Source organism: Plantibacter sp. Leaf314 (genome assembly GCF_001423185.1).
Taxonomy (GTDB): domain Bacteria; phylum Actinomycetota; class Actinomycetes; order Actinomycetales; family Microbacteriaceae; genus Plantibacter.
The window spans coordinates 60,773-82,886 of the sequence record NZ_LMOB01000001.1; the positions used below are offsets into that span (position 1 = coordinate 60,773).

General features: G+C 70.4%; 23 protein-coding genes. 14 read left to right on the top strand and 9 right to left on the bottom strand.

The annotated features are described in order from the left end of the window. Positions 1 to 98: 98 nt before the first annotated feature. The 3 genes from ASF68_RS00310 to ASF68_RS00320 are packed head-to-tail and all read left to right on the top strand — an operon-like array spanning position 99 to position 2,739. Positions 99 to 776, top strand: a complete 678-nt coding sequence (locus ASF68_RS00310) for a response regulator transcription factor (RefSeq protein ID WP_056005284.1) — start codon at positions 99 to 101, stop codon at positions 774 to 776. Further along, on the top strand, positions 769 to 2,127 hold the full coding sequence (locus ASF68_RS00315; RefSeq protein WP_056005288.1) for a cell wall metabolism sensor histidine kinase WalK: 1,359 nt from the start codon (positions 769 to 771) through the stop codon (positions 2,125 to 2,127). Before ASF68_RS00310 ends, ASF68_RS00315 begins: the two co-directional genes overlap by 8 nt. A 57-nt stretch (positions 2,128 to 2,184) precedes the next feature. Next, positions 2,185 to 2,739 (top strand): hypothetical protein, encoded by a 555-nt coding sequence (locus ASF68_RS00320; RefSeq protein WP_056005291.1) that lies wholly within the window; start codon positions 2,185 to 2,187, stop codon positions 2,737 to 2,739. Between the two features lie 82 nt (positions 2,740 to 2,821). Here the strand turns inward: ASF68_RS00320 and ASF68_RS00325 are convergent, their stop codons facing one another. Together ASF68_RS00325 and ASF68_RS00330 are read right to left on the bottom strand one after the other, a co-directional pair. Next, entirely contained in the window at positions 2,822 to 4,651 is a 1,830-nt protein-coding gene (locus ASF68_RS00325) for a DEAD/DEAH box helicase (protein WP_056005295.1), read from the bottom strand. A gap of 92 nt (positions 4,652 to 4,743) precedes the next feature. After that, positions 4,744 to 5,571, bottom strand: coding sequence for a DUF1206 domain-containing protein (locus tag ASF68_RS00330; RefSeq protein WP_056005298.1), 828 nt, complete (start codon positions 5,569 to 5,571; stop codon positions 4,744 to 4,746). 114 nt (positions 5,572 to 5,685) lie between these two features. Between ASF68_RS00330 and ASF68_RS00335 the strand changes: the two genes are divergently transcribed. Next, complete coding sequence (locus ASF68_RS00335) at positions 5,686 to 6,618, top strand: alpha/beta fold hydrolase (RefSeq protein WP_162239327.1); 933 nt, start codon at positions 5,686 to 5,688, stop codon at positions 6,616 to 6,618. A 172-nt stretch (positions 6,619 to 6,790) separates the two neighbouring features. Then, entirely contained in the window at positions 6,791 to 8,272 is a 1,482-nt protein-coding gene (locus ASF68_RS00340; protein ID WP_056005304.1) for an MFS transporter, read from the top strand. Between the two features lie 18 nt (positions 8,273 to 8,290). On the opposite strand, the gene ASF68_RS00345 is transcribed toward ASF68_RS00340, so the two are convergent. After that, a complete protein-coding gene (locus ASF68_RS00345) occupies positions 8,291 to 8,839 on the bottom strand; it encodes a dihydrofolate reductase family protein (protein WP_056005307.1) in 549 nt (182 codons plus the stop codon). A gap of 121 nt (positions 8,840 to 8,960) precedes the next feature. Between ASF68_RS00345 and ligD the strand changes: the two genes are divergently transcribed. Further along, the gene (gene ligD / locus ASF68_RS00350) at positions 8,961 to 9,986 is read left to right on the top strand and encodes a non-homologous end-joining DNA ligase (protein ID WP_056011113.1); all 1,026 of its coding nucleotides are present in this window, start codon (positions 8,961 to 8,963) and stop codon (positions 9,984 to 9,986) included. A 61-nt stretch (positions 9,987 to 10,047) separates the two neighbouring features. Here ligD and ASF68_RS00355 read toward each other — a convergent pair whose 3' ends face one another. Beyond that, positions 10,048 to 10,365, bottom strand: coding sequence for a hypothetical protein (locus ASF68_RS00355; RefSeq protein WP_056005310.1), 318 nt, complete (start codon positions 10,363 to 10,365; stop codon positions 10,048 to 10,050). Positions 10,366 to 10,629: 264 nt separating this feature from the next. On the opposite strand from ASF68_RS00355, the gene ASF68_RS00360 reads away from it, so the two are divergent. Together ASF68_RS00360 and ASF68_RS00365 are read left to right on the top strand one after the other, a co-directional pair. Next, positions 10,630 to 11,673, top strand: coding sequence for an NAD(P)-dependent alcohol dehydrogenase (locus tag ASF68_RS00360; RefSeq protein ID WP_056005313.1), 1,044 nt, complete (start codon positions 10,630 to 10,632; stop codon positions 11,671 to 11,673). Positions 11,674 to 11,694: 21 nt separating this feature from the next. Continuing rightward, positions 11,695 to 12,918, top strand: coding sequence for an MFS transporter (locus tag ASF68_RS00365; protein WP_056005316.1), 1,224 nt, complete (start codon positions 11,695 to 11,697; stop codon positions 12,916 to 12,918). On the opposite strand, the gene ASF68_RS00370 is transcribed toward ASF68_RS00365, so the two are convergent. Next, the gene (locus tag ASF68_RS00370) at positions 12,915 to 13,682 is read right to left on the bottom strand and encodes a PIG-L family deacetylase (protein WP_082498416.1); all 768 of its coding nucleotides are present in this window, start codon (positions 13,680 to 13,682) and stop codon (positions 12,915 to 12,917) included. The genes ASF68_RS00365 and ASF68_RS00370 overlap by 4 nt on opposite strands. Next, complete coding sequence (locus ASF68_RS00375) at positions 13,679 to 14,914, bottom strand: glycosyltransferase (RefSeq protein ID WP_157580130.1); 1,236 nt, start codon at positions 14,912 to 14,914, stop codon at positions 13,679 to 13,681. Before ASF68_RS00375 ends, ASF68_RS00370 begins: the two co-directional genes overlap by 4 nt. Before the next feature lie 136 nt (positions 14,915 to 15,050). On the opposite strand from ASF68_RS00375, the gene ASF68_RS00380 reads away from it, so the two are divergent. From ASF68_RS00380 to ASF68_RS00390, 3 genes are all read left to right on the top strand, one after another. Beyond that, positions 15,051 to 15,476 carry a VOC family protein gene (locus ASF68_RS00380; protein ID WP_056005319.1) on the top strand — a complete coding sequence of 142 codons (426 nt, stop codon included), beginning with the start codon at positions 15,051 to 15,053 and terminating at the stop codon, positions 15,474 to 15,476. Between the two features lie 197 nt (positions 15,477 to 15,673). Next, positions 15,674 to 16,393, top strand: a complete 720-nt coding sequence (locus ASF68_RS00385) for a TetR/AcrR family transcriptional regulator (RefSeq protein WP_082498417.1) — start codon at positions 15,674 to 15,676, stop codon at positions 16,391 to 16,393. A gap of 66 nt (positions 16,394 to 16,459) precedes the next feature. Further along, positions 16,460 to 16,975 (top strand): CarD family transcriptional regulator, encoded by a 516-nt coding sequence (locus ASF68_RS00390; protein WP_056005325.1) that lies wholly within the window; start codon positions 16,460 to 16,462, stop codon positions 16,973 to 16,975. Between the two features lie 115 nt (positions 16,976 to 17,090). Here the strand turns inward: ASF68_RS00390 and ASF68_RS00395 are convergent, their stop codons facing one another. After that, a complete protein-coding gene (locus ASF68_RS00395; protein WP_056005328.1) occupies positions 17,091 to 17,486 on the bottom strand; it encodes a hypothetical protein in 396 nt (131 codons plus the stop codon). A gap of 67 nt (positions 17,487 to 17,553) precedes the next feature. Here ASF68_RS00395 and ASF68_RS00400 point away from each other — a divergent pair, with 67 nt between their 5' ends. Further along, positions 17,554 to 18,393 (top strand): siderophore-interacting protein, encoded by an 840-nt coding sequence (locus ASF68_RS00400; protein ID WP_056005331.1) that lies wholly within the window; start codon positions 17,554 to 17,556, stop codon positions 18,391 to 18,393. Between the two features lie 19 nt (positions 18,394 to 18,412). On the opposite strand, the gene ASF68_RS00405 is transcribed toward ASF68_RS00400, so the two are convergent. Beyond that, entirely contained in the window at positions 18,413 to 19,411 is a 999-nt protein-coding gene (locus ASF68_RS00405; RefSeq protein WP_235522528.1) for an NAD(+)/NADH kinase, read from the bottom strand. Between the two features lie 159 nt (positions 19,412 to 19,570). On the opposite strand from ASF68_RS00405, the gene ASF68_RS00410 reads away from it, so the two are divergent. After that, positions 19,571 to 20,344, top strand: a complete 774-nt coding sequence (locus tag ASF68_RS00410; protein WP_200936379.1) for an alpha/beta hydrolase — start codon at positions 19,571 to 19,573, stop codon at positions 20,342 to 20,344. Positions 20,345 to 20,389: 45 nt separating this feature from the next. Here ASF68_RS00410 and ASF68_RS00415 read toward each other — a convergent pair whose 3' ends face one another. After that, the gene (locus tag ASF68_RS00415) at positions 20,390 to 20,851 is read right to left on the bottom strand and encodes a DUF3817 domain-containing protein (RefSeq protein ID WP_056005336.1); all 462 of its coding nucleotides are present in this window, start codon (positions 20,849 to 20,851) and stop codon (positions 20,390 to 20,392) included. A gap of 197 nt (positions 20,852 to 21,048) precedes the next feature. Between ASF68_RS00415 and ASF68_RS00420 the strand changes: the two genes are divergently transcribed. Further along, entirely contained in the window at positions 21,049 to 22,098 is a 1,050-nt protein-coding gene (locus tag ASF68_RS00420; RefSeq protein WP_056005338.1) for an LLM class flavin-dependent oxidoreductase, read from the top strand. Positions 22,099 to 22,114 lie beyond the last annotated feature (16 nt).

Below are 22,114 nucleotides of genomic sequence, written 5' to 3' on the forward strand. Positions count from 1 at the left end.
GCCGGACCGCGTCGCTTCAGCGCTGCTTCAGCTTGCCCGCGCCACACTGGGAGGCGCCGCTCGAGCGTCGACGGCACGGAGCCGAGAGGTCACACCCCATGCGGATACTCGTCGTCGACGATGAGGTACGTCTCGCCGAGGGCGTCAGGAGGGGCCTCGAGGCCGAGGGCTTCGCCGTCGACGTCGCCGCGAACGGGGTCGACGGACTCTGGATGGCCGGCGAACACCGGTACGACGCGATCATCCTCGACATCATGATGCCCGGCATGAGCGGGTACCGCGTCTGCCAGCAGCTCCGCGACGCGGGGGACTGGACGCCGATCCTCATGCTCACCGCGAAGGATGGCGACTGGGACCAGGTCGAGGCCCTCGACACCGGCGCCGACGACTTCCTGAGCAAGCCGTTCTCGTTCGCCGTGCTCGTGGCCCGGATCCGGTCGCTCGTCCGGCGGGGGTCCCGCGAGCGCCCGGCGGTCCTCGAGGTCGGCGAGCTCCGGCTCGATCCCGCATCCAAGCAGGTCCACCGCGGTGATGTCCCGATCGATCTCACCTCCCGCGAGTTCGCCGTCCTCGAGTTCCTCATGCGGCGCGGCGGCGAGGTCGTGTCGAAGCGCGAGGTCCTGCAGAACGTCTGGGACGACGACTTCGAGGGCGATCCCAACATCGTCGAGGTCTACGTCGGTCACCTGCGGAACAAGGTGGACCGGCCGTTCGAGCGGGCGTCGCTCGAGACCGTGCGCGGCTTCGGATACCGACTCGTGGGCGGCCGTGGCTGACGCCGGGCGGCATGATCCGGACACCGCCGGCCGGGCACCGTGGCGGTCCGTCCGCGCTCGGGCGGCCCTGGGCTCGGTGCTCGCCGTCGCCCTGTTCCTCGGCGTCGGTTCCATCGTCTTCGTCGGCCTGTTCTCGGCGACGTTGCGATCCGGCGTCGAGCAGAGTGCGGCGGCCGAGGCGGAGAGCGTCTCCGCGCAACTGACCGCCGCCGACGCCACGACGCTGCCCGCGGACGACGGCCGGCTGCTGGTGCTGCTCGAGGACGGGCGCGTCGTCGACCGGACGGACGACGAGATCGAGCTGCCGACCCCGGTCCCGGACGGCGACTCCTTCGTCGCCGTCGTCGACGACGAGTCGGTGCTGTTCGCGAGCGAGGACCTCGAGGTCGACGGACGAGACCTCGTGGTCCTCGCGGGTCGTTCCCTCGAGGAGACCGACGACGCCGTCGGACTCGTGGGGGTGCTGCTGCTGGTCGCCGTCCCCGTGCTCGTCGTGCTGATCGGCGCACTCACCTGGCTCCTCGTCGGACGGGCACTGGCGCCGGTGGAGCGCATCCGCCGCGAGGTCTCGGAGCTGGGAGCGGGGGAGCTGCATCGACGGATCGACGTGCCCGCGACGGGCGACGAGATCGGACGCCTGGCCGGGACGATGAACGCGTTGCTCGGTCGTCTGGAGGACGCCCAGACGGCGCAGCGCCGCTTCGTGTCCGACGCCTCGCACGAGCTGCGGTCGCCGCTCGCGGTCATCAGGCAGTACGCGGAGGTCGCGTCGCTCCACCCGGACCGGGTCGACACCGCCGAGCTGTCCGCGACGGTGCTCGACGAAGGCGCCAGGATGCAGACCCTCGTCGAGTCGCTCCTGCTCCTCGCGAAACTCGACGAGGGGGCGACGGGTGCCGGACGGCATGCGCTCGACGTCGACGACCTGCTCCTGGCCGAGGCCGGCCGTCTCCGGTCCGTCGGTGGGCTGCGGATCGAGTCGTCGTCGGTCGCCGCGGCGAGGGTCGACGGCGACGAGGCGCTGCTCGCGCGGGTCGTGCGGAACCTCGTCGACAATGCTGCGCGGCACGCGCGCTCGGTGGTCCGTCTCGGATGCTCGTCCGACGGCCGGTCCGTGAGGATCACCGTGGAGGACGACGGTCCGGGTGTGCCGGTCGAGCTGCGTGCGCGCGTCTTCGAACGTTTCGTGCGCCTCGACGAGAGCCGATCCCGCGACGCCGGTGGATCAGGCCTGGGACTCGCGATCGTGGCCGACGTCGTGCGGGTGCACGGCGGCTCGGTCGAGCTCGTGGACAGCGGGCTCGGGGGAGCCGCGTTCATCGTGACGCTGCCGGCTTCGCCCGCTTCCTGAACGCGGCTTCAGCTCGCTTCAGGCCCGCTTCAGCGCTCCTCGGACAGTCTGGGGCACATGAACGAGAACACAGCCTCTCAGCCCACCGACCCCACGCAGCCCACCGCAGCCACCGAGCGCATCGAGCCCGTCGAGCGCGTCGAGGCGACCGAGCACACGAACATCCCCGCAGCCCCCGCGTCCAAGCCGAGCTTCTGGCGCCGCAAGCCCGTCTGGATCACCGCGATCGTCGTCGGTGCCCTCGCCCTCGGCGGAGCCGGTGCCGCCTACGCGGTGGACGAGTTCGGAGACGCCGACGACGACCGCGTCGCATCGGCGTCGAACGTCGATCGCGACGGTGGCCCCGTCACCGACGACGCCGCCGCCGGAACCACCGACGACCGCGACGTCAGGGACGCCGACGACGTGCCGCTCACCCAGGACGAGTCGGACGCGGCCTCGAAGGCGGCCCTCGCCGAGGCCAAGGGTGGCACGGTGACCGACGTCGACCGCAGCGACGACCCCGGCGTCGCCTTCGAGGTCGACGTGCTCCTCGACAACGGTGACGAGCTCGAGGTCGCCCTCGACGCCGACTACGCCGTGGTCACGAGCGTCCTCGACCCGCGCGACTGAGGTCGACGCCGCCTGGTGCGGAACGACGAGGGCCGGACGGAATCCCAGGATTCCGTCCGGCCCTCGTCGTGTGCGCGGAGCGCTAGGAGCGCGGCTTGCGGTCGTATGACCCGCCGCCCGTGCCCGACTCGTCGTCACGCCGGCGCGCGGGGCCACCACGGTCGGGGCGGAGCTCGATGAGCTTGCCGCTGATCCGGGTGTTCTCGAGCCGGTCGAAGACGTCGTTGCCGAGGCTCGCAGGCAGTTCGACGATCGAGAAGTCCGGCTTGATCTGGATCGCGCCGAAGTCTTCGCGCTTCAGCCCGCCCTCGTTCGCGAGCGCGCCCACGATCTGGCGCGGGTCCACCTTCTGGCGACGACCGACCGCGATGCGGTAGGGCGCCATCGGTCCGCTGGACGGACGGCTGCGACGCTCGGGACGGTCGCCCTGATCGCCACGGTCGCCGCGGTCGAACCGCGCGCCGCGGTCGCCGGAGTCGCGGCGGTCGCGACCGGCGCGGTCGGTGCCACGGTTGGTGTTGTCGAACTCCTCGCGACGACGACGCTCGTCCTCGGCGGAGAGCAGCAGCGGCGTCTCGCCCTGCGACACGACCGCGAGGGCCGCGGCGACGTCTGCTTCGGGGACGTCGTGGTGCGAGACGTAGTGGCCGATGATCTCGCGGAAGCGCTCGATGCGGTCGGTCTGGCCGAGCGCCTCGGTGATGGCGTCGTCGAAGCGGGTGAGGCGCGTGGCGTTGACGTCGTCGACGCTCGGCAGCTGCATCTGGGTGAGCGGCTGGCGGGTCGCCCGCTCGATCGCCTTGAGCAGGTGGCGCTCGCGCGGGGTGACGAAGCTGATCGCGTCACCCGTGCGGCCGGCGCGGCCGGTGCGTCCGATGCGGTGCACGTACGACTCGGTGTCCACCGGGATGTCGTAGTTCACGACGTGGCTGATGCGTTCCACGTCGAGGCCTCGCGCGGCCACGTCGGTGGCGACGAGGATGTCGAGCTTGCCGGCCTTCAGCTGGTTGACGGTGCGCTCACGCTGTACCTGCGCCACGTCGCCGTTGATCGCCGCGGCCGAGTACCCGCGGGCGCGGAGCTTCTCGGCGAGGGTCTCGGTCTCGTTCTTCGTCCGCGTGAAGATGATCATCGCGCTGAAGTTCTCGGTCTCGAGGATGCGGGTCAGGGCGTCGACCTTCTGCGGGTACGAGACCGTGAGGTAGCGCTGTGTGATGCTGGCCGAGGTCGTGGTCTTCGTCTTGACCGTGATCTCTTCCGGGTTGTTCAGGTACTTGGCCGAGATGCGACGGATCGACGACGGCATCGTCGCGGAGAACAGGGCGACCTGCTTCTCCTTCGGGGTGTCGGCCAGGATCGTCTCGACGTCCTCGGCGAAGCCCATCTTCAGCATCTCGTCGGCCTCGTCGAGCACGAGGTACTTGAGCTCGGTGAGGTCGAGGGTGCCCTTCTCCAGGTGGTCCATGATGCGACCCGGGGTGCCGACGACGATGTGGACGCCGCGGCGGAGCGCGGAGAGCTGCACGCCGTAGCCCTGGCCACCGTAGACGGGGAGCACGTGGACGCCGCGCAGGTGCGTCGCATACTTCTCGAACGCCTCGCAGACCTGCAGGGCGAGCTCGCGCGTCGGCGCGAGGACGAGGGCCTGCGGCGTCTTCTGCGCGAGGTCGAGCCGGGAGAGGATCGGGAGGGCAAATGCGGCGGTCTTCCCGGTTCCCGTCTGGGCGAGGCCGACGACGTCGCGTCCCTCGAGCAGCAGCGGGATGGTGGCCGCCTGGATGGCGGACGGGGTCTCGTAACCGACATCCTTCAGCACCTTGAGCACCGCGTCGTCGAGGCCGAGGTCGGAGAAGGTCTGCGTAGCGCCGGCGGGTTCCGCCTCGGGCTGCGTCGTGGAATCAGAAGACGTCATACTCCTAACGGTAGTCGCAACGCAAGCGTTTGCAGGACATCGTCTGGAGCTGACGCCGCCGCGTCGCCGCCCGAGGCGTTCGCCTCAACGGGTCAGAGGCTGCCCCAGCGGGCGCGGGCGCCGCAGAACAGTCCGTAGGCGATGAGGCCGAGACCGACCACGAGCAGGATCACGACGCCGAACGGGAGTGCCGCGAGCGCTGAGATGGCGCCGTCCATCCCGGAGGCCTTCTCCGCGTCCTGCGTGGCCGCGGCGACGATGAAGAGGATCCCGACCGTGACGAGCGCGACCCCCTTGGCGACCCATCCGACGATCCCGAGAACCACGACGGCCCGCTTGGCCGTGCCGGTCGGCGGGTGCACGTCCTCCAGGAACTTCTGCGTCACGCCCTTGAAGACGAAGAAGCCGCCGATGCCGATGACGACGAGGCCGACGGCGATGACGACGAACACCCCGCCGGGGGAGGACAGGAGTGTCGCCGTCAGGCCCGTGCTGGACTGCGACGAGTCGCTGCTGCCGCCGAGGGCGAAGGTCAGTGCCGTGGATCCGACGGCGAGGTAGGCGATCGCGCGTCCGGCGGTCGAGATGCGCTTGCTCCACCGTTTCCGGGTGTCGGACTCGCTGACGAGGAACGCCGCGATGACGGTCCACAGCCCGAGTGCCAGCAGGCCGGCGGCGACGACCCAGATGATCACGATCCCACCCGGCGTGCCGGCGAGCGTCTTGAGCGCACCGGACTGGTCGGCGTCCCCGCCGCCCGATCCGCCGCCCGACAGCGCGATCGAGATGGCGATCCCGCCGATGAGGACGTGGAGGAGCCCGTTGACGGCGTGGCCGGTGCGGGCGAGCGTTCGGAGGGTCGTGCTGTTCTTGGCGGTTCCTGCGGCGTGGTCTGCGGTGGCGCGTGCGTTCGAAGGCATCAGACCACGCTAGCCGCCGCGGACTCGTGCCGACGGGGGGTTGCGCACCCGGCAGGCGGGCCGGCCGCCGACAGACGTCCGATCCGGATGGTGCCTCGTTTCCGAATGATCCGCATGTCCTCGAACCACTCCCGTCCTGCCGTGCCCGACCGTGCTTCCGCCATCACCGCCGATGAGACCGCCCTGGGACTCGGACGCGTCACGGTGGACACGGACATCGGACCCGTCACCGTGCGAGCGGGTCGTGAGGCAGGGGGACCGGCCACGATCCTCCTGCACGGTGCGGCAGGCTCCTGGACGACCTGGTCGCCGTTCCTCCGCGCCGACGACGAGCGAGGCGCGGTCGTCGACGACGTCATCGCCGTGGACCTCCCCGGGTGGGGCGAGTCACCGACGGCCGCTCGGGGGACGGTGAGCGTCCGAGCGCTCTCGGTCGCGGTCGCGACCGTGGCCAGAGCGCTCGGCTACCGTTCCTGGCGGGTCGTCGGGCACTCGCTCGGCGGCTTCGTGGCACTCGATCTCGCCGTCCTCGAGCCCGACGCCACGATCCGTGTCGACCTCGTCTCGCCGACCGGCGTCGGCGTCGTCGAGGCGATCCGTCACCCCGTGACGGGCGGCGTCCGCCTGCCGTGGTTCGCGGGCATGCTCGTCGGCATGCGCGTGCTGGAGGTGCTGGGCTCTCGGGGCCCGGCACTCCTCCGCCTCCTGAACCGGGCCGGACTCCTGGCGCCGCTCATGTCACCGCTCTTCGGACGACGCCACGACCTCGACCGGTCCGTCGTCGACGCACTCGCCGCGGACGTCCGACCCGCGACCTTCCTGGCGGCGACGCGTGCTGCAGCCGCCTACGACCTCCACGGGTGGCGCGGTGTGCGCTGTCCCGTCCGCTGCACCATGGGCGGCCGAGACGTCTTCGTCGGTTCCGACGACGCGGCCGTCCTCGCGGCGCTCGTCCCCGACCTCCGGGTGCACACGTTGGCCGGGACGGGTCACTTCGCCGCGGTGGAACGGCCTGAGGCGGTCCTGGAGCGATACACCGCCGACTGATCCCGCGGTCTGCCGGGCGTGTTGCGTCAGGGATCCGCTATCCTGGAAGCCTGCCCGACTTCGTGGTTGGGGTGGTTGATCGTCCGCACCGTGCTGCATTCGCGCCGTGTGTCGAGCATCGATCTGGGGCTGGAAACCCCCAGCACCCGCACCCCTCGCTCGGAGGTCCCCTATGTCTGCGTCCGCAGCCACCAAATCCCACGCCACCGCACCACCGTCCGGCTCGACCGGTCGCCGTTGGTGGGTGCTCGTCGTCCTCGCGATGACGCAGCTCATCGTCGTGCTCGACGGCACGATCGTCAACATCGCCCTGCCGGCCGCCCAGCGCGAGCTCGACCTGTCCGACACCCAGCGTCAATGGGTCGTGACGGCCTACGCGCTGGCCTTCGGCGCACTGCTCCTCCTCGGTGGCCGGATCGCCGACTACTGGGGTCGGAAGCGCACCTACCTCGTCGGCATGGTGGGCTTCGGCGCAGCATCGGCGTTCGGCGGATTCGCGCAGAGCGGGACCGAACTCATCGTCGCCCGCGGCCTGCAGGGCGTCTTCGCGGCCCTCATGGCGCCGGCGGCGCTCGCCCTGCTCACGGTGACCTTCACCCACGGCCGCGACCGCAACACGGCGTTCGCCGTCTTCGGTACGGTCGCCGGAGCCGGCGCGGCCGTCGGCCTCATCCTCGGTGGGGTGCTCACCGAGTTCGTCGATTGGCGCTGGTGCCTCCTCGTCAACGTGCCGTTCGTCATCGTCGGCCTGATCGCCGGGCTCATCCTCGTGACCGAGAGCAAGGCCGAGGGCGACAACCGCTACGACTGGCTCGGCGCCGTCACGGTCATCCTGGGGCTCGGTTCCCTGGTCTACGGCTTCACGCTCGCCGAGGGCGGCTGGGGCAGCATCGACACCATCGGCTTCCTCGCGCTCGGCGCCGGACTCCTGGCCCTGTTCGTCGTCATCGAGATGCGCGTGGCCCAGCCGCTGCTGCCGTTGCGCATCGTCGCCGACCGCGTGCGCGGTGGTGCCTTCCTCATGCAGATGATCGTCGGCAGCGTCATGATCGGTGCGCTCCTCTACCTGACCTTCCACCTGCAGATCGTGCTCGGCTTCCCGCCGCTCGAGGCGGGGATCGCGACCCTGCCGATGACCGCAGCGATCATGATCGTCGCCCCCATCGCCACCAAGCTCCTGCCGGCGATCGGTCCGCGCCCCCTGCTCATCGTCGGTCCGCTGATCGCTGCGGCGTCCCTCGTGTACCTCAGCCGCATCACCGCAGACGGGAACTACTTCGTGCAGGTCCTCCCGGCGCTCGTCGTGCTCGGGGTCGGCATGGCCATGGTCTTCGTGCCGATGCAGAACCTGGCGCTGACCGGTGTCGCCCCGCACGATGCCGGCGCCGCGTCCGCCACGGCGAACGCCTCCATGCAGATCGGCGGCTCGATCGGGCTGTCGGTCTTCACCACCGTCTACGCCAGCGTCACCGACCAGGCGACCGTCACCGATCAGACGTCGCAGCTGGTGGCGTTCACCCAGGGTTACTCGGCCGCGTTCATCGCCGCTGCGGTCGGACTCGTGGTCGCGAGCGTCATCGCGGTCGTCTGCATCCGCGGTCGCAAGGAGGACCTCCTGCCCTCTGGTGACCAGCAGGCCGTCCACCTGGGCTGATCGCGACCGCGCGCGCCGCTAGCTGCGGGGTGCGTAGGTCGAGAGCACGTTGCCGGAGCTCGTCTGCACGGAGCGGACGAGCTCCAGCCGCGTCACGGGGTCGCTCGGCTCGAAGAGGTGGCGCCCGCCGCCGGCGACGACCGGGTGGACCATGAGGGTGAGGCGGTCGAGGAGACCGGCGAAGAGGAGCTGCCGGACGACGGAGATGCTCGCCTGCACGGCGATGCGCCCACCGTCCTGCTCCTTGAGGTCCGCGACGAACGACTCGAGCGCGCTCGGGATGACAGATGCGTTCTCCCAGGCCAGAGGGTCCGTCAGCGTGCGCGAGGCGACGTGCTTTCGAACCGGGTTGATGAACGAGCCGAACGGGTCGTCACCGTCGACGGTCGGCCAGAACGCGCTCCACTGCTCGTAACTCACACGGCCGAGGAGGACGTCGTCGATCGGTGAGATCGCCTCGGTCATCATCGCCCCCATGTCGGCGTCGAAATGGTCGAACTGCCACTGGTCGGGCGATTCGACGACACCGTCGACGGACTGGAACAGCGACGCATGGACCTCGCGCATGGTGGCTCCTTCGCCAGAGTAGGGCTGCCTGCCTGTCCGGCGGACGTGTCCGTTCTACTCCGCTCCGGCCATGAGCACCACCCTCGTGACGACCTCCGGACGGACGCGTACCGTGTTCGGCATGGCCAGCACCGCGATCGTCCTCACCGTCCCCGGACCGCACGGCGACCGGGAGGTGCGGCTGTCGAGTCCCGAGCGCGTGCTCTGGGAGGAGCCCGGCATCACCAAGCAGGAGCTCGCCGAGTACCTCATCGAGGTGGCGCCGGCGTTCCTCACCGCCAACGGCGACCGGCCCGTGTCGCTGCAACGTTTCCCGGGCGGTGTCGACGGCGAGTGGTTCTTCTCGAAGAACCCGCCGAAGGGCGCTCCCGCGTATGTGCGTGCGGTGGACGTCGTGTACCCGAGCGGGCGGCAGCACCCGCAGCTCGTCCTCGATGAGGCGGCAGCGGTCGTCTGGGCGGCGCAGATGAACACCGTCGTCTTCCATCCATGGCCGTCGCGGGCGGCCGACCCCGATCGGCCCGACGAGCTGCGGATCGACCTCGACCCGCAGCCGGGCACGGACTTCGCCGACGCCTTCCGCGTGGCCGCCTCGCTGCGGGAGCTGCTGACGGAGGTCGGGTTGACCGGCTTCGTGAAGACCTCCGGGAACCGAGGGGTCCACGTGTTCGCCCCCATCGAGCCGGAGCACGAGTTCCTGGACGTCCGTCACGCCGTGATCGCCGCGGCGCGCGAACTGGAGCGGCGGGATCCGTCCCGGGTGACGACCTCCTGGTGGAAGGAGGAACGCGGCGAGCGCATCTTCGTCGACTACAACCAGGCGAACCGCGACCGGACCATGGCGGGCGCCTACAGTCCGCGCGCCCTGGCGGCGGCGACGGTCTCGTGCCCGGTCACCTGGGACGAGCTGCCGGAGGTCGACCCTGGCGCGTTCACGGTCAGGACGGTGCCCGAGCGGTTGCGGTCGGTCGGCGACCCGTGGGCGGGGATGCATGATCACCCTGGACGGATCGACGTCCTCCTGCAGTGGTGGGAGCGGGACCTCGAGCAGGGCCTGGGCGAGCTCCCGTTCCCTCCCGACTTCCCGAAGATGCCGGGGGAGCCGCCGCGGGTGCAGCCGAGTCGGGCGAAGCTCCCCGAGGAGTGACCCGTGGATGCACGAACGCCCGGTGATCGTGGATCACCGGGCGTTCCGTGGGTGCTCGAGGCTATTCGGCCTTGCCGAGGGCGAAGCGCACGCCGCCCTGCTCGTCGATCTGCGCGTCGAGGACGGCGTCGCTGAGAGCGACCGCTGCGGACTCCTCGAGGAACACGGTGGCTCCTGCGCTCTCGATGACCTGGTCCGCTTCATGCGGCGTCGCCGTCATCGTGACTTCGAAGTTGTTGTCGTCGGAGCTGCTGATGCGCAGTCCGGCGCCGTGCGTGAGCGACGACGCGTCGTCCGGGACGACCAGTCCCGGGGTGAGTGGTGCGTTCTCGGCGAGGGTCTTGACGACTCGGCCGGCGTTCTCGGTCAGGGTGAGCATGTGTGTTCTCCGTTCCGTTCGCGAATACGAGTTCCCCACCTTGCTCGGCTTCGGCCCGCGGCGCCACCAGCTCGGCGATCCTCTGCGGGAACTGCCAAGCAACTTTGCAGGGATTCACACCTGGCGGGTCGGCCGTAGCACACCTCGGACGTGAGCTCTTGGGGCAGGCCCGGGCGGAGTGGGCTGCTAGCGTCGAAGGTGCTGTCCGGCGCGATCACCCCGCCCCACGGCACCCCCCCCAACCCCCACAGCTCGAGGAGTCCTATGACCACCGTCGCCGCCATCATCAAGCCCACTGCCGACGCCCCCTTCGAGGTCGGTTCGATCGAGCGCCGCGCTCCGCGGGCCAACGACGTCGTCATCGACGTCCTCTACGCCGGCATCTGCCACAGCGACATCCACCAGGCCCGCGAGGAGTGGGGCAAGGCCATCTTCCCGATGGTGCCCGGTCACGAGATCGCCGGTGTCGTCACCGAGGTCGGCGAGGGCGTCACGAAGCACCGGGTCGGCGACCGCGTCGGCATCGGCTGTTTCGTCGACTCCTGCCGCGAGTGCGAGAACTGCGTCGCCGGCGAGGAGCAGTTCTGCCTCAAGGGCAACGTCGCCACCTACAACGGACGCGAGTACGACGGCGAGCCCACCTACGGCGGGTACAGCAAGCAGATCGTGGCCGACGAGAACTACGTGTTGAGCATCCCCGAGGGCATCGAGCTCGACGTGGCGGCTCCGCTGCTGTGCGCCGGGATCACCACCTACTCCCCGCTGAAGCACTGGGGTGCCGGTCCCGGCAAGCAGGTCGCGATCGTCGGCATGGGTGGCCTCGGCCACATGGGCGTGAAGATCGCTCACGCACTCGGCGCCGAGGTCACCGTCCTCAGCCAGACGACCTCCAAGGAGGCCGACGGCAAGCGCTTCGGAGCGGACCACTACTACGCCACCGGCGAGGAAGGCACGCTGCAGTCGCTCCGTGGCCGGTTCGACCTCATCATCAACACGGTCTCGGCCGACCTCGACATCGACGCGTACCTGTCGACGCTGAAGCTCAACGGCTCGATGGTCTTCGTCGGCCTGCCGGAGAACACCCAGCAGTTCCGTGTGTTCTCGCTCGTGGGAGGCCGCCGCTCGCTCGCAGGCTCGAACATCGGTGGCATCCGCGAGACGCAGGAGATGCTCGACTTCTGCGCCGAGCACGGCATCGGTTCGGAGATCGAGCTCATCGGCGCCGACGAGGTCGAGGGCGCGTACGACCGCGTCGTCCGCAGCGACGTCCGCTACCGCTTCGTCATCGACACGGCGACGATCGGCTGATCGCACCGTTACCCTGAGAACATGATCCGGCTCCCGTTCCGTCGCCCAGGCGGAGCGGGAGCCGTTGCTCGTGAGCCGCTCGGTCGCGAGGTCCTCGTCCTCGGTGGCGTCGCGTTCTTCGTGATGCTCGGCTTCGGGGTCGTGATCCCGGTGTTGCCGGTCTACGTCCGCAGCTTCGGGGTCGGCTATCTCGAGGTCGGAGCGGTCGTCTCCGTCTTCGCGCTCATGCGCCTCGTGGCGAACCCGTTCGTCGGAGCGCTCGTCGACCGGATCGGCGAGCGGGTGGTACTCGCCTCCGGGATCGGGATCGTCGCCGTCTCAAGTGCGTTGGTCGGCCTGGCGGCGGATTACCCGCAGCTGCTGCTGCTCCGTGGCGCGGGCGGGATCGGATCGGCCATGTTCTCCGTGGCCGCCATGACCCTGCTCCTGCGGACGACCGCGCCACACCGCCGAGGCCGGGCGGTCGGCTTCTACCAGGGCGGGTTCCTCGTCGGCGGCATGGCCGGCCCGGCCGTCGGTGGGCTGCTCGCGACCATCTCGCTCACGGCGCCCTTCTTCTTCTACGCCGGGACGCTCGCGATCGCGGGTGTCCTCGGCCTCGTCATGCTGCGGGGCAGTCGGATCGCCGCGCCCACCGAGCACGCAGCACCCGCCGAACCGTTCCGCACCGTGCTCCGCGACCGTCGGTACCAGGCGGCCCTCCTGGCCAACTTCGCCAACGGCTGGGCGTCGATGGGGGTCCGCGGCGCGCTCGTCCCCGTGCTCGTCGTCGAGGCGCTGCACGAGGAAGCGGCCTGGACCGGTGTCGCGTTCGCGATCGCAGCCGTGGCCCAGACCCTGGCGCTCGGGCCGGCCGGCCGCTTCGTCGACACCGTCGGTCGACGCCCGGCGATGCTGGTGGCCTTCCCGGTCGCTGCACTGGCCCTCCTCGCGATGCCCTTCGTCGGCGAGCTCTGGATGCTCGTCGTCGCGCTCTGTGTCTACGGCGTCGCGGCCGCATTCCTCGGGACGGCGCCGGCGGCGGCTGTCGGCGACGCCGCCGGCGGACGGGGCGGACGCGCTGTGGCGGTCTTCCAGGCGACATCGGATCTCGGCGCCATCGTCGGCCCGCTGGTCGCCGGGGCACTGCTCGACGCCTTCTCGTTCCCCGCCGCGTTCGGCTCGGCGGTCGTGCTCATGCTGCTCGTCCCGGTGCTCGCCGCCCGCATGCCTCGGGAGCACCGCGAACCCGCCGCGGCGGGTTAGGGCGTACGGAGGCGGAGACCGACCGAGGTGGTGATGTCCTCGCGCTGGCCACCCGAGTGCACGAGCTGCGTGCCGTCGACCGTCAGCTGACTGGCGTGTTCGTGCAGCGCGCGGGTGACCTCGGGCAGCCGGTGTTGGAGGTCGAACCAGACGGCGTCATCGTGATCGGGGTCGAGGGATTCCTGGTGGTGCACGATCTCGGCGAAGGGTGTCCTGGTCCGCGCTGCCGCCGCGAGAGCCGCCTCGTGCATCCGCAGGTGGTCCGGGTGTCCGTAGCCTCCGCCGTGGTCGTAGCTGATGAGGAGGTCGGGGGAGATGTGTGCGATGAGCGCGGCCAGGTCTCCGGCGACCTCGTCGAGTGGCGCGAGCGAGAACGCCTCCGGTCGGACGTCGTCGGCCGGCCCGGCCAGCCCCTCCCGCACCCAGCGCATGCCGGAGTCGACGTACCGCGTCGTCGTCCCCGGTCGAGCGGCGGGCGGCGTCCCGAGCCAGTACTGCGCGGTGATCCCGAGGGCGGCGCAGGCGGCGGCGAGTTCCGCCTCGCGGTGCGCGGCGAGTGCAGCGGTTCCGGCGAGCGTGCGCAGGGGGCCGTCGACGACTTCGCCGCGCTCGCCCCGCGTCGCGGTCACGAGGACGACCGTGATCCCGCGGGCGACGAGGTCGGCGATGAGTGCCCCCGTCGCGAGCGTCTCGTCGTCGGGGTGGGCGTGCGCGACCAGGACCGTCCGTGCGCGCTCGAGCGCCGGCCTGAGACCGTCGGTCACGACGCGGACGTCGACGCGGACGAGCCTCGTGGGGACCGGGCGGCGGCGACGAGGGGCCGGTAGACGTCGACCAGAGTGTCGCCGGAACGTTGCCAGTCGAAGTGCTCGGCGCGCTCGCGAGCCGTGGTGCCGAGGCGAGCGAGTCGCGTCTGGTCGGTCAGGAGCCCGGCGACGGCCGCTCCCCACACCGCTGGATCGCGGGACTCGAGGACGATGCCGGTCTCCCCGTCGACGACGGCCTCCCGCAGGCCACCCGACGCGGCGACGACGGTCGGCACGCCGCTCGCCGCGGCTTCCAGCGCGACGAGACCGTACGTCTCCGAGTGGGAGGGGACGAGCACGAGCGTGCTCTCGCGGAACAGCGTGGCGAGCCCGACCCGCGACTGCGGCCCGACGAAGCGGACGTCGTCGGCGACACCGAGGTCACGGGCGAGGGCGGCGAGTTCCTCCGCATAGCGGTCGTAGTCGACTGAGACGTCGCCGGCGATGACGAGTTCCGGGCGCAGTTCGAGCGGAACCGCAGCGATGGTCTCGATGGCGAGGTCGAAGCCCTTCAGCGGGTGCAGGCGACCAGCGACAACCGCCGTCGGACGACCGGAACGGGCACCGCCGAGCGGGTGGAAGAGCGTGCCGTCGACACCGGGCGGCACGATCGACACCCGATCGGGGCGGGCTCCGAGTCGGGTGATCGCGGTGTCGGCCTCGGCCGCGCTGATCGCGACGACGGCGTCCGACTCCGCAGCGAGCCACGCCTCCCCTGCCAGACGCCCGGGGGACTCGGCGCGTTCGCCGTGGGAGAGCGGCGTGGTGGACTCTGCGGCGATGCTGTGGAAGCTCTGCACGTGCGGAACCGCCAGTTCACGCGCGAGGGGGAGTGCGGCCATGCCCGAGAACCAGTGGTGGGCGTGCAGGACGTCGTACCGCGGCAGCCGGGCGAGCTCCGAGCGGAAGCCCTCGACGAACTCCTCGTGTCGACCCTTCGCGACCGGCTCAGCGGGTCCGGCGTCGAGGAATCGCAGCGTCACGCCGGGGGCGAGGGCGGCGGAGGACGGCTGGCCGACGGAGGACCGCCGGGTGATGACGTCGACCTCGTGCCCCGCGGCGCCCATCGCGACGGCCTGATGACGCACCACGACGTTCATCCCGCCGGCGTCACCGGAACCCGGCTCGTCACCGGGGCTGGTGTGGAGCGAGATCATCGCGATGCGGAGGGGCTGGGGTTGCGAGGGCACCAGACGAGCCTAGTAGCCGTGGGCGTCCCGGCCCCTCGTGGCGGAGCCACCAGAACGTGCTCGCGCATCCGACGCCGGAGGTTGAGAATGATCGCGAGACGAGTGCGACGGTGCACCCGCCCAGGAGAAAGGGACGATCATGACCACGCTCAACCCGTACCTCGGCTTCCGCGGGACAGCCCGCGAAGCGATGGAGTTCTATCAGGGCGTCTTCGGCGGCGAACTGACGGTGTCGACGTTCGGTGACTTCGGTGCCGCGGTCGAGCCGGACGAGGTCGATCTGGTGATGCACTCCCAGCTGACCGGCGACGCCGGGGTCGTCTTCATGGGATCGGACACGCCAAAGCACATGGACTACCGCGAGGGCAACAACTTCTCGATGTCGCTGAGCGGGCCGGACACCGACGAGGCCCGACTCCGCGAGTACTTCGAGCGGCTCTCGGACGGCGGCACGGTCCAGCAGCCGCTGAGTGTGGCCCCCTGGGGTGACTCCTTCGGCATGGTGCAGGACCGCTTCGGCATCACCTGGCTGGTGAACATCGCCGCCCCGGCGCAGGGGTGACGTGAGTGCGATGAGCGGGTGTGCCCGGGAGACGCGGGTCCCTGGGCTTCGCGCATCGCCTCCGACGTTCGGTCCCTGAGCCTGTCGAAGCGTTCCTCGTGGGCACTTCGACACGCTCAGTGCCCGGGAGGGGTGTGCCAGGGCCGTCGCCGGCTGTCTCGGACAGCTGTCCGAGAAGTCGTGGTACACTGGCCTGAATGCCTCGCACATCAGGAGTATCCGCCCTCGGTGTCGAGCAGTCCACCTCCGGCCGTCCCACGAGCCTGTCCGTCGAGCGTCTCGCTCCGGTCCTCAGGGTGACGGGCGATCCTCGCGCCGAGCGGACGCGCCAGACGATCTTCGACGCCGTTGCGACCATCCTCGCCGGTCGTCCGGAACGCGTGTCCGTCGGCGACATCGTCCGCGTCGCCGGCATCAGTCGCAGCTCGTTCTACGCGCACTTCTCGAGCCTCGACGACCTGACCGCGGCCTACCTTCGCATGCAGTTCGCGGGGCTCACCGCTCCCGCCACCACGCGACCGGTCGGCGAGCGGGCGAGCAGCCGCGAGCGCGCCGAGGACGCCTACCGTCGGCTGGTCGGCCAGCTCCTCGAAGACGCACCGCTCTACTCGAGCGTGCTCGAGCTCCCCGTCGCCCGTGCGGTCTTCGACGCGCTCGTCGGTGAACACGCCGACCACCTGGTCGCCGCCTTGCTGCAGCGTACCCGGGTCCCCGCCGGCATCCCGGTCGAGCTGGTCTCCGCGTACGTCGCCGGCGGCACGCTGTCACTCGTCGACGGTTGGCGACACGGCCGCATCGACGTCTCCGACGACGAACTCGTCGACTCCCTGGTCGCCCTCCTGCCCGCGTGGCTGCTCGAGGAACGACCCACCGGTGCATCGCCGCCGACGCAGACCCCCGAATCATCCGGCAGCTGAACGCGCCGGAGCACGACGACGCCGGTGCGAGAGCGCCGGTGACGACCTGAGAAGAGAAGAGGAACCATGCAGTTCATCGTTGGAGAGACCCTGGTCTACCCGCACCACGGAGCGGTCACCATCACCGAGTTGTCGAAGGTGACGATCAAGGGTGTCGAGCAGGACGTCATGACGCTCCGCGTGCACACGTCCGAGCTCACCATCAAGCTGCCGATCGCGAACGCCGACCTCGTCGGTGTCCGTGACGTCATCGACCACGACGGCGTCCAGGCCGTCTACGGCGTCCTGCGCGAGCCGTTCGTCGAGGAGCCCGGCAACTGGTCGCGCCGCTACAAGGCCAACCAGGAGAAGATGGCGAGTGGCAACGTCCACCGCGTCGGCGAGGTCGTCCGCGACCTGTGGCGCCGCGACCAGGACAGCGGTGTGTCCGCCGGTGAGAAGCGCATGCTGCAGAAGGCCCGCCAGGTGCTCGTCTCCGAGCTGGCCCTCGCACAGGCGATGACCGACGAGGAAGCCTCCGCCGGCCTCGACGAGGTGCTCGCCTCCTCGATCGCGACGCCAGAGGCCGTCGCAGCCAAGTAGTTCGGTTCCAGCAGAGCGCCCCACCGGACCGGTGGGGCGCTCTGCTGCGTCACGGGTCGGACGACGGCGCGGGTGCTCCGTCGGCGCGGAGAACGTCGCAGTCGATGGCCTCGGGTCAGTTGCCGCCGCCTGAGACGATCGCCAGGACACCGACGATCGCGATGGCGATGATCGGACCGAACGACAACACCGTCTTCGTGATCGTCCAGGCGCGGTTCTCGCGCTCGGGAGCCGGTAGTTCAGCCGCCGAGACGTACACCGGAGCCTGCTCGCCGTCACCGGAGGCGGCACCGGTCAGCTGGAGGACCCGCGAGTCGTCCCAGGCCCGGCCGTCGAAGTGGACCTGGCGTTCGTCGTCCGTCGGGTGGGGGTACCAGCCGGCGGCTTCCGTCTGCGCCGGCTTGTCCCGCTGGAACCGCAACACCCGTGACTCGCCCCAGGCCTCACCGTCGAAACGGAGTTCCTTCGTCGGGTCGTCGGGGTTCGGGTACCAGCCTGCGGTCGTAGCCATTGATCCAGTATGACAGCGGGATCCGCCCTGCCGAGACCGAGCGAACGACGGCAGAATAGAGACAATCATGACGACGACACCGCGACCTCGAGCCCCCCGCCCGCAGACGATCCTCGAGGTGGTCCGCACCGCCTGGATCACACCGCACCTGGTGCGCCTCACCCTCGGCGGGCCCGGATTCGCCGACTTCCAGCCCAAGGACGCCACCGACAGTTACGTCAAGCTGTACTTCGCGAAGCCCGAGCTCGGTCTGGAGCCGCCCTACGACCTCACCGCGCTGCGAGCGACCCTCGCGCCGGAGGACCTCCCCGTCACCCGCACGTACACCGTGCGACGGGTGGACAGCGAGGCGCGCACCATCGACATCGACTTCGTCGTGCACGGCGACGAGGGACTGGCCGGCCCGTGGGCGGCGGCCGCCCAACCGGGGGACCGCGTCGTCCTCGCCGGCCCGGGCGGTGCCTATCGCCCCGATCCGTCCGCCGACTGGCACCTGTTCGCCGGAGACGAGTCCGCGGTCCCGGCGATCGCCGCAGCACTCGAGGTCCTGCCGCCTGAAGCGACGGGGCTCGCGTTCATCGAGATCGGTGGCCGCGACGACCTCATCGAGCTCGACCGCCCGGCGGGTGTACAGCTCATCTGGGTCGGGCGCGCCGCTCGCGACGAGTCTGCGGCGGCCCTCCTGGCCACCGCCATCGCCGGTCACCCCTGGCCCGCCGGCCGCGTCCAGGTGTTCGCGCACGGAGAGCGCGAGTCGATGAAGGCCCTCCGCGAGTTGTTCCTCACCCAGCGCGGGCTCGACCGATCGCAGCTCTCGCTCTCCGGGTACTGGGCCTACGGCCGGACCGAGGACCGCTTCCAGGCGGAGAAGCGCGAACCGATCGGGGTCGTCCTTCCGGCCTCGTGACGCGGGCGCCGACGAATCGTCAGTGCGACGGATCGGCCGGCTTGTTCCTCGACCTCCGGACCCGGGACGGTCGTTCGACCCTCGCTCGGATGTCGGGCGGGACGAGGTCGAGCAGTTGATCGCGTCTGAGGGGCAGATCAAGCAGGCTGAGCTTCATCCTGCCCTTGCGGGAATGCCGGCTCGGATCGAGTCGGACGACGTTCGCCGCATCGCGGACCAGCCGGACGGAGACGACCGCACCGCCGGCGACGTCCGCCAGCACCTGGCCGTCGATCTCCACCGCGGCCTGCTTCGTCGCCGTGCCGATCGAGAACTGCAGGCGCTCGGCCGGGCCGAGGATGAACGAGCGGTCGATGCCGGACATCGGTGCCACCGGCGTGACGACGGTGGCCGCCACGGCGGGGGAGAGGACCGGACCGCCCGCGGCGTAGTTGTAGGCGGTCGAACCGGTCGGGGTGGCGACGACGATCGCGTCGGCCTTGAAGTACCCGTACGCGGTCCCGTCCACCGCGAGGTCGGCCATGACGACCCCGGTCCCGGGCCGGCGCGCGATGGAGATGTCGTTGAACGCCAGGAGGTGGGTGACGTCGTCGCCGGTGGTGATCGTGACCTCGAGACCGTGGTGGGGCTCGAGTGAGAACTCGTGGTCGCTGACCCGCTGCAACGCCGCCGCCAGCGCGGTCGGCTCGACCTCCACGAGGAAGCCGACGTTGCCGTAGTTGACGCCGAGCACCGGTGCCGACCTGCCGGCCAGCAGGCGCATCGCTCCGAGCATCGTGCCGTCGCCACCCATCGCCACGGCGACGTCCACCGACGAGGCGAAGGCGTCCTCGTCGAGCAGCTCGACGTCGTCGCCGAGGCGGTTCGCCTCCGCGCGCAGGCCGACGAGGCGCGCGCCGTGCTCGAGTTGCCAGGCGCGGAGGATGCGGACGGAGTCGTCGATGTTCTTCGTGGGGTGGGTGATGAGGCCGATCGTCATCGACGGCCCGGCCGGGTGCTTCGTGCGAGTGGTGGTCACCCGACGAGCATAGGCCGACCGCCTGACAGCCGGATCGGGAGGTGCGGCGGTTGTGGAACGGCCCTGTGGAGACGAGCTGCGTCGCTCGATCGACGTTTGGGATACTGGAGGGCACCGTCCACCGTGACCCTCGCGGGACGAGGTGCGCGGAGGATCCACATGAGCGACACCAGCGGCCAGATCGGGCGATCACGGCGGACCGGGCGACTGAAGACCACGCTGCTCGGCGTGCTGGCTGCGCTCGTCGTCCTGGTGCTCGGATTCGTGGTGTGGACGCAGATCGTGATGCCGGGGACCCGGTCCGCCGCGCTCGAGGTGTGGGAGGACCCGGCCGTCTCCGTCACCGACGTGGGTGACGCCATCGTGCTCGCACCGACGGGCGATGCCGCGGTTGAGGCCTCGGGGACGGGGCTCGTCTTCATCCCCGGAGCGAAGGTCGACCCGTACGCCTACCTCCGCAAGCTGTCCGGTGTGGTCGAGGAGGCGGGGGCGACGGTCGTGATCACGAAGCCGACGCTGAACCTGGCCTTCTTCGATCAGCGCTCTCTCGAGACGTTCACCGCGGCGGCTCCCGACGTCGATACCTGGTTCGTCGGCGGCCATTCCCTCGGTGGCGTGCGGGCCTGCCAGCTCGCGGAGGACCCGGCGGTGGCCGGTCTGGTGCTGTTCGGCAGCTACTGCGCGAACGACCTCTCGGAGGCTTCGCTCGCGGTGCTGAGTCTCTCGGGCAGCGACGACGGTCTGAGTACGCCTGAGAAGGTCGCCGACGCACGCGTCCGCCTTCCGGCCGACGCGACGATGGTCGAGATCGACGGTGCGAACCACGCCAGCTTCGGCGACTACGGCGTGCAGCCCGGCGACGGTGAGGCGACCATCTCGAGCGATACGGCGCGCGCGGCGATCACCCGCGAGTTGGTCCGGTTGCTCGGCTGACCCCGTCGTCGGGGTTCAGGTCGTGCGGTACCGGTCCGTCGGTGTTCAGGCCTTCGGGACCGGAGGCCCGACGACGAGGAGCGCGGTGAACACGGCGACGACCGCGAGGCCGCCGACGACCAGGAGCAGGACGGGGTGGCGGACGAGCCAGCGGGTCGCGCGGTCGAGGACCCGCTGGTCCCGTGGGTCCGAGCCGGCCTCACGTCGCCAGGCGCCGTCGAGTCGACCCGTGCGATCCGCCCAGACGTCGAAGGGGATGGTGGCGTAGGGCACGACAGCGCTCACGAGACCGGTGAGGATCGTTCCGACGCCCCAGCGTTGGTTGATCCCGATGAGGAGCACGGTCGCGCCGTAGACGAGGAACACGAAGCCGTGCAGTGCCCCGCCGATGCTGACGCCGAGCTCGGTCGTCTTGGTGCCGTACTTGAGGATCATCCCGACGATGAGGAGGGTCCAGGTGATCGCCTCGGCGATCGCGATCAGACGGAAGAGGCGGCGCGGCGACACAGGGGCTCCAAGGCTCGGGGTGCAGGTCTTCCAGCTTGTCAGGGACGGCTGGGAGGGTCCTCCCAGGGAACGTCGCGTTCTGGCACCCTGGAGTCGTCGGGAATAGTCGCCACACGGACGAGGTTCTCCGATGTGTATGCAAACGTATACAACCGTCGCGATCGCCCGCGGCGAGCCATACGACGTTGGAGAGCCCCATGACCACATCCCTCGAGTTCGGCATCGACACCTTCGGTGACGTCACGGTCGACGCCGACGGCACGCCGTTGTCACAGGCCCAAGTCCTCCGGAACGTCGTCGAGCAGGGGGTGCACGCGGAGGCGGTCGGCCTCGACTTCATCGGCGTGGGGGAGCACCACCGGGAGGACTTCGCCGTCTCCTCACCCGAGATCGTGCTGGCGGCGATCGCCGCGAAGACCGAGCGCATCCGCCTCGGATCGGCCGTCACGGTGCTGAGCTCCGACGACCCGGTCCGCGTCTACCAGCGGTTCGCCACGCTCGACGGCATCTCCGGCGGACGCGCGGAGGCCATCCTCGGGCGGGGTTCCTTCACCGAGTCCTTCCCGCTCTTCGGATACGAGCTCTCCCAGTACGAGGAGCTCTTCGAGGAGAAGCTGGAACTCTTCGTCGCGATCCGCGAGCAGGAGCCGGTCACGTGGTCGGGGAAGACGCGTGCGCCGTTGCGCGAACAGTCGGTCTACCCCCGGGTCGAGCACGGCAAGCTGAAGACCTGGGTCGGTGTCGGCGGGAGCCCGGAGTCGGTCGTCAGGACGGCTCGGTACGGACTGCCGATGATGCTCGCGGTCATCGGCGGCGGGCCGCTCCGGTTCGCGCCCTTCGTCGACCTGTACCACCGCGCGCTCGCCCAGTTCCAGCTGCCGACGCAGCCGGTGGGGATGCACTCGCCGGCTCACATCGCCGAGACGGACGAGCTCGCGCAGGAGCAGTTGTGGCCCCATTACCGGGCGATGATGGACCGGATCGGTCGTGAGCGCGGGTGGAGCCCGATGACGCGTGGCCACTTCGAGCAGGAGGCCGGTCCGGAGGGTGCGCTGTTCGTCGGATCGCCGGAGACCGTCGCGCGCAAGGTGGCGACCGCGGTCGACGGCCTCGGTCTGTCGCGGGTGGACCTGAAGATCAGCAACGGTTCCCTGTCCCACGAGCACCTCATGGACAGCATCGGGCTGTACGGCTCCGAGGTCGTCCCGCGCGTGCGTGAGCTCCTGGCGGACAGCTCGGCCGCCTGATCCGGTCCGTTCGGAA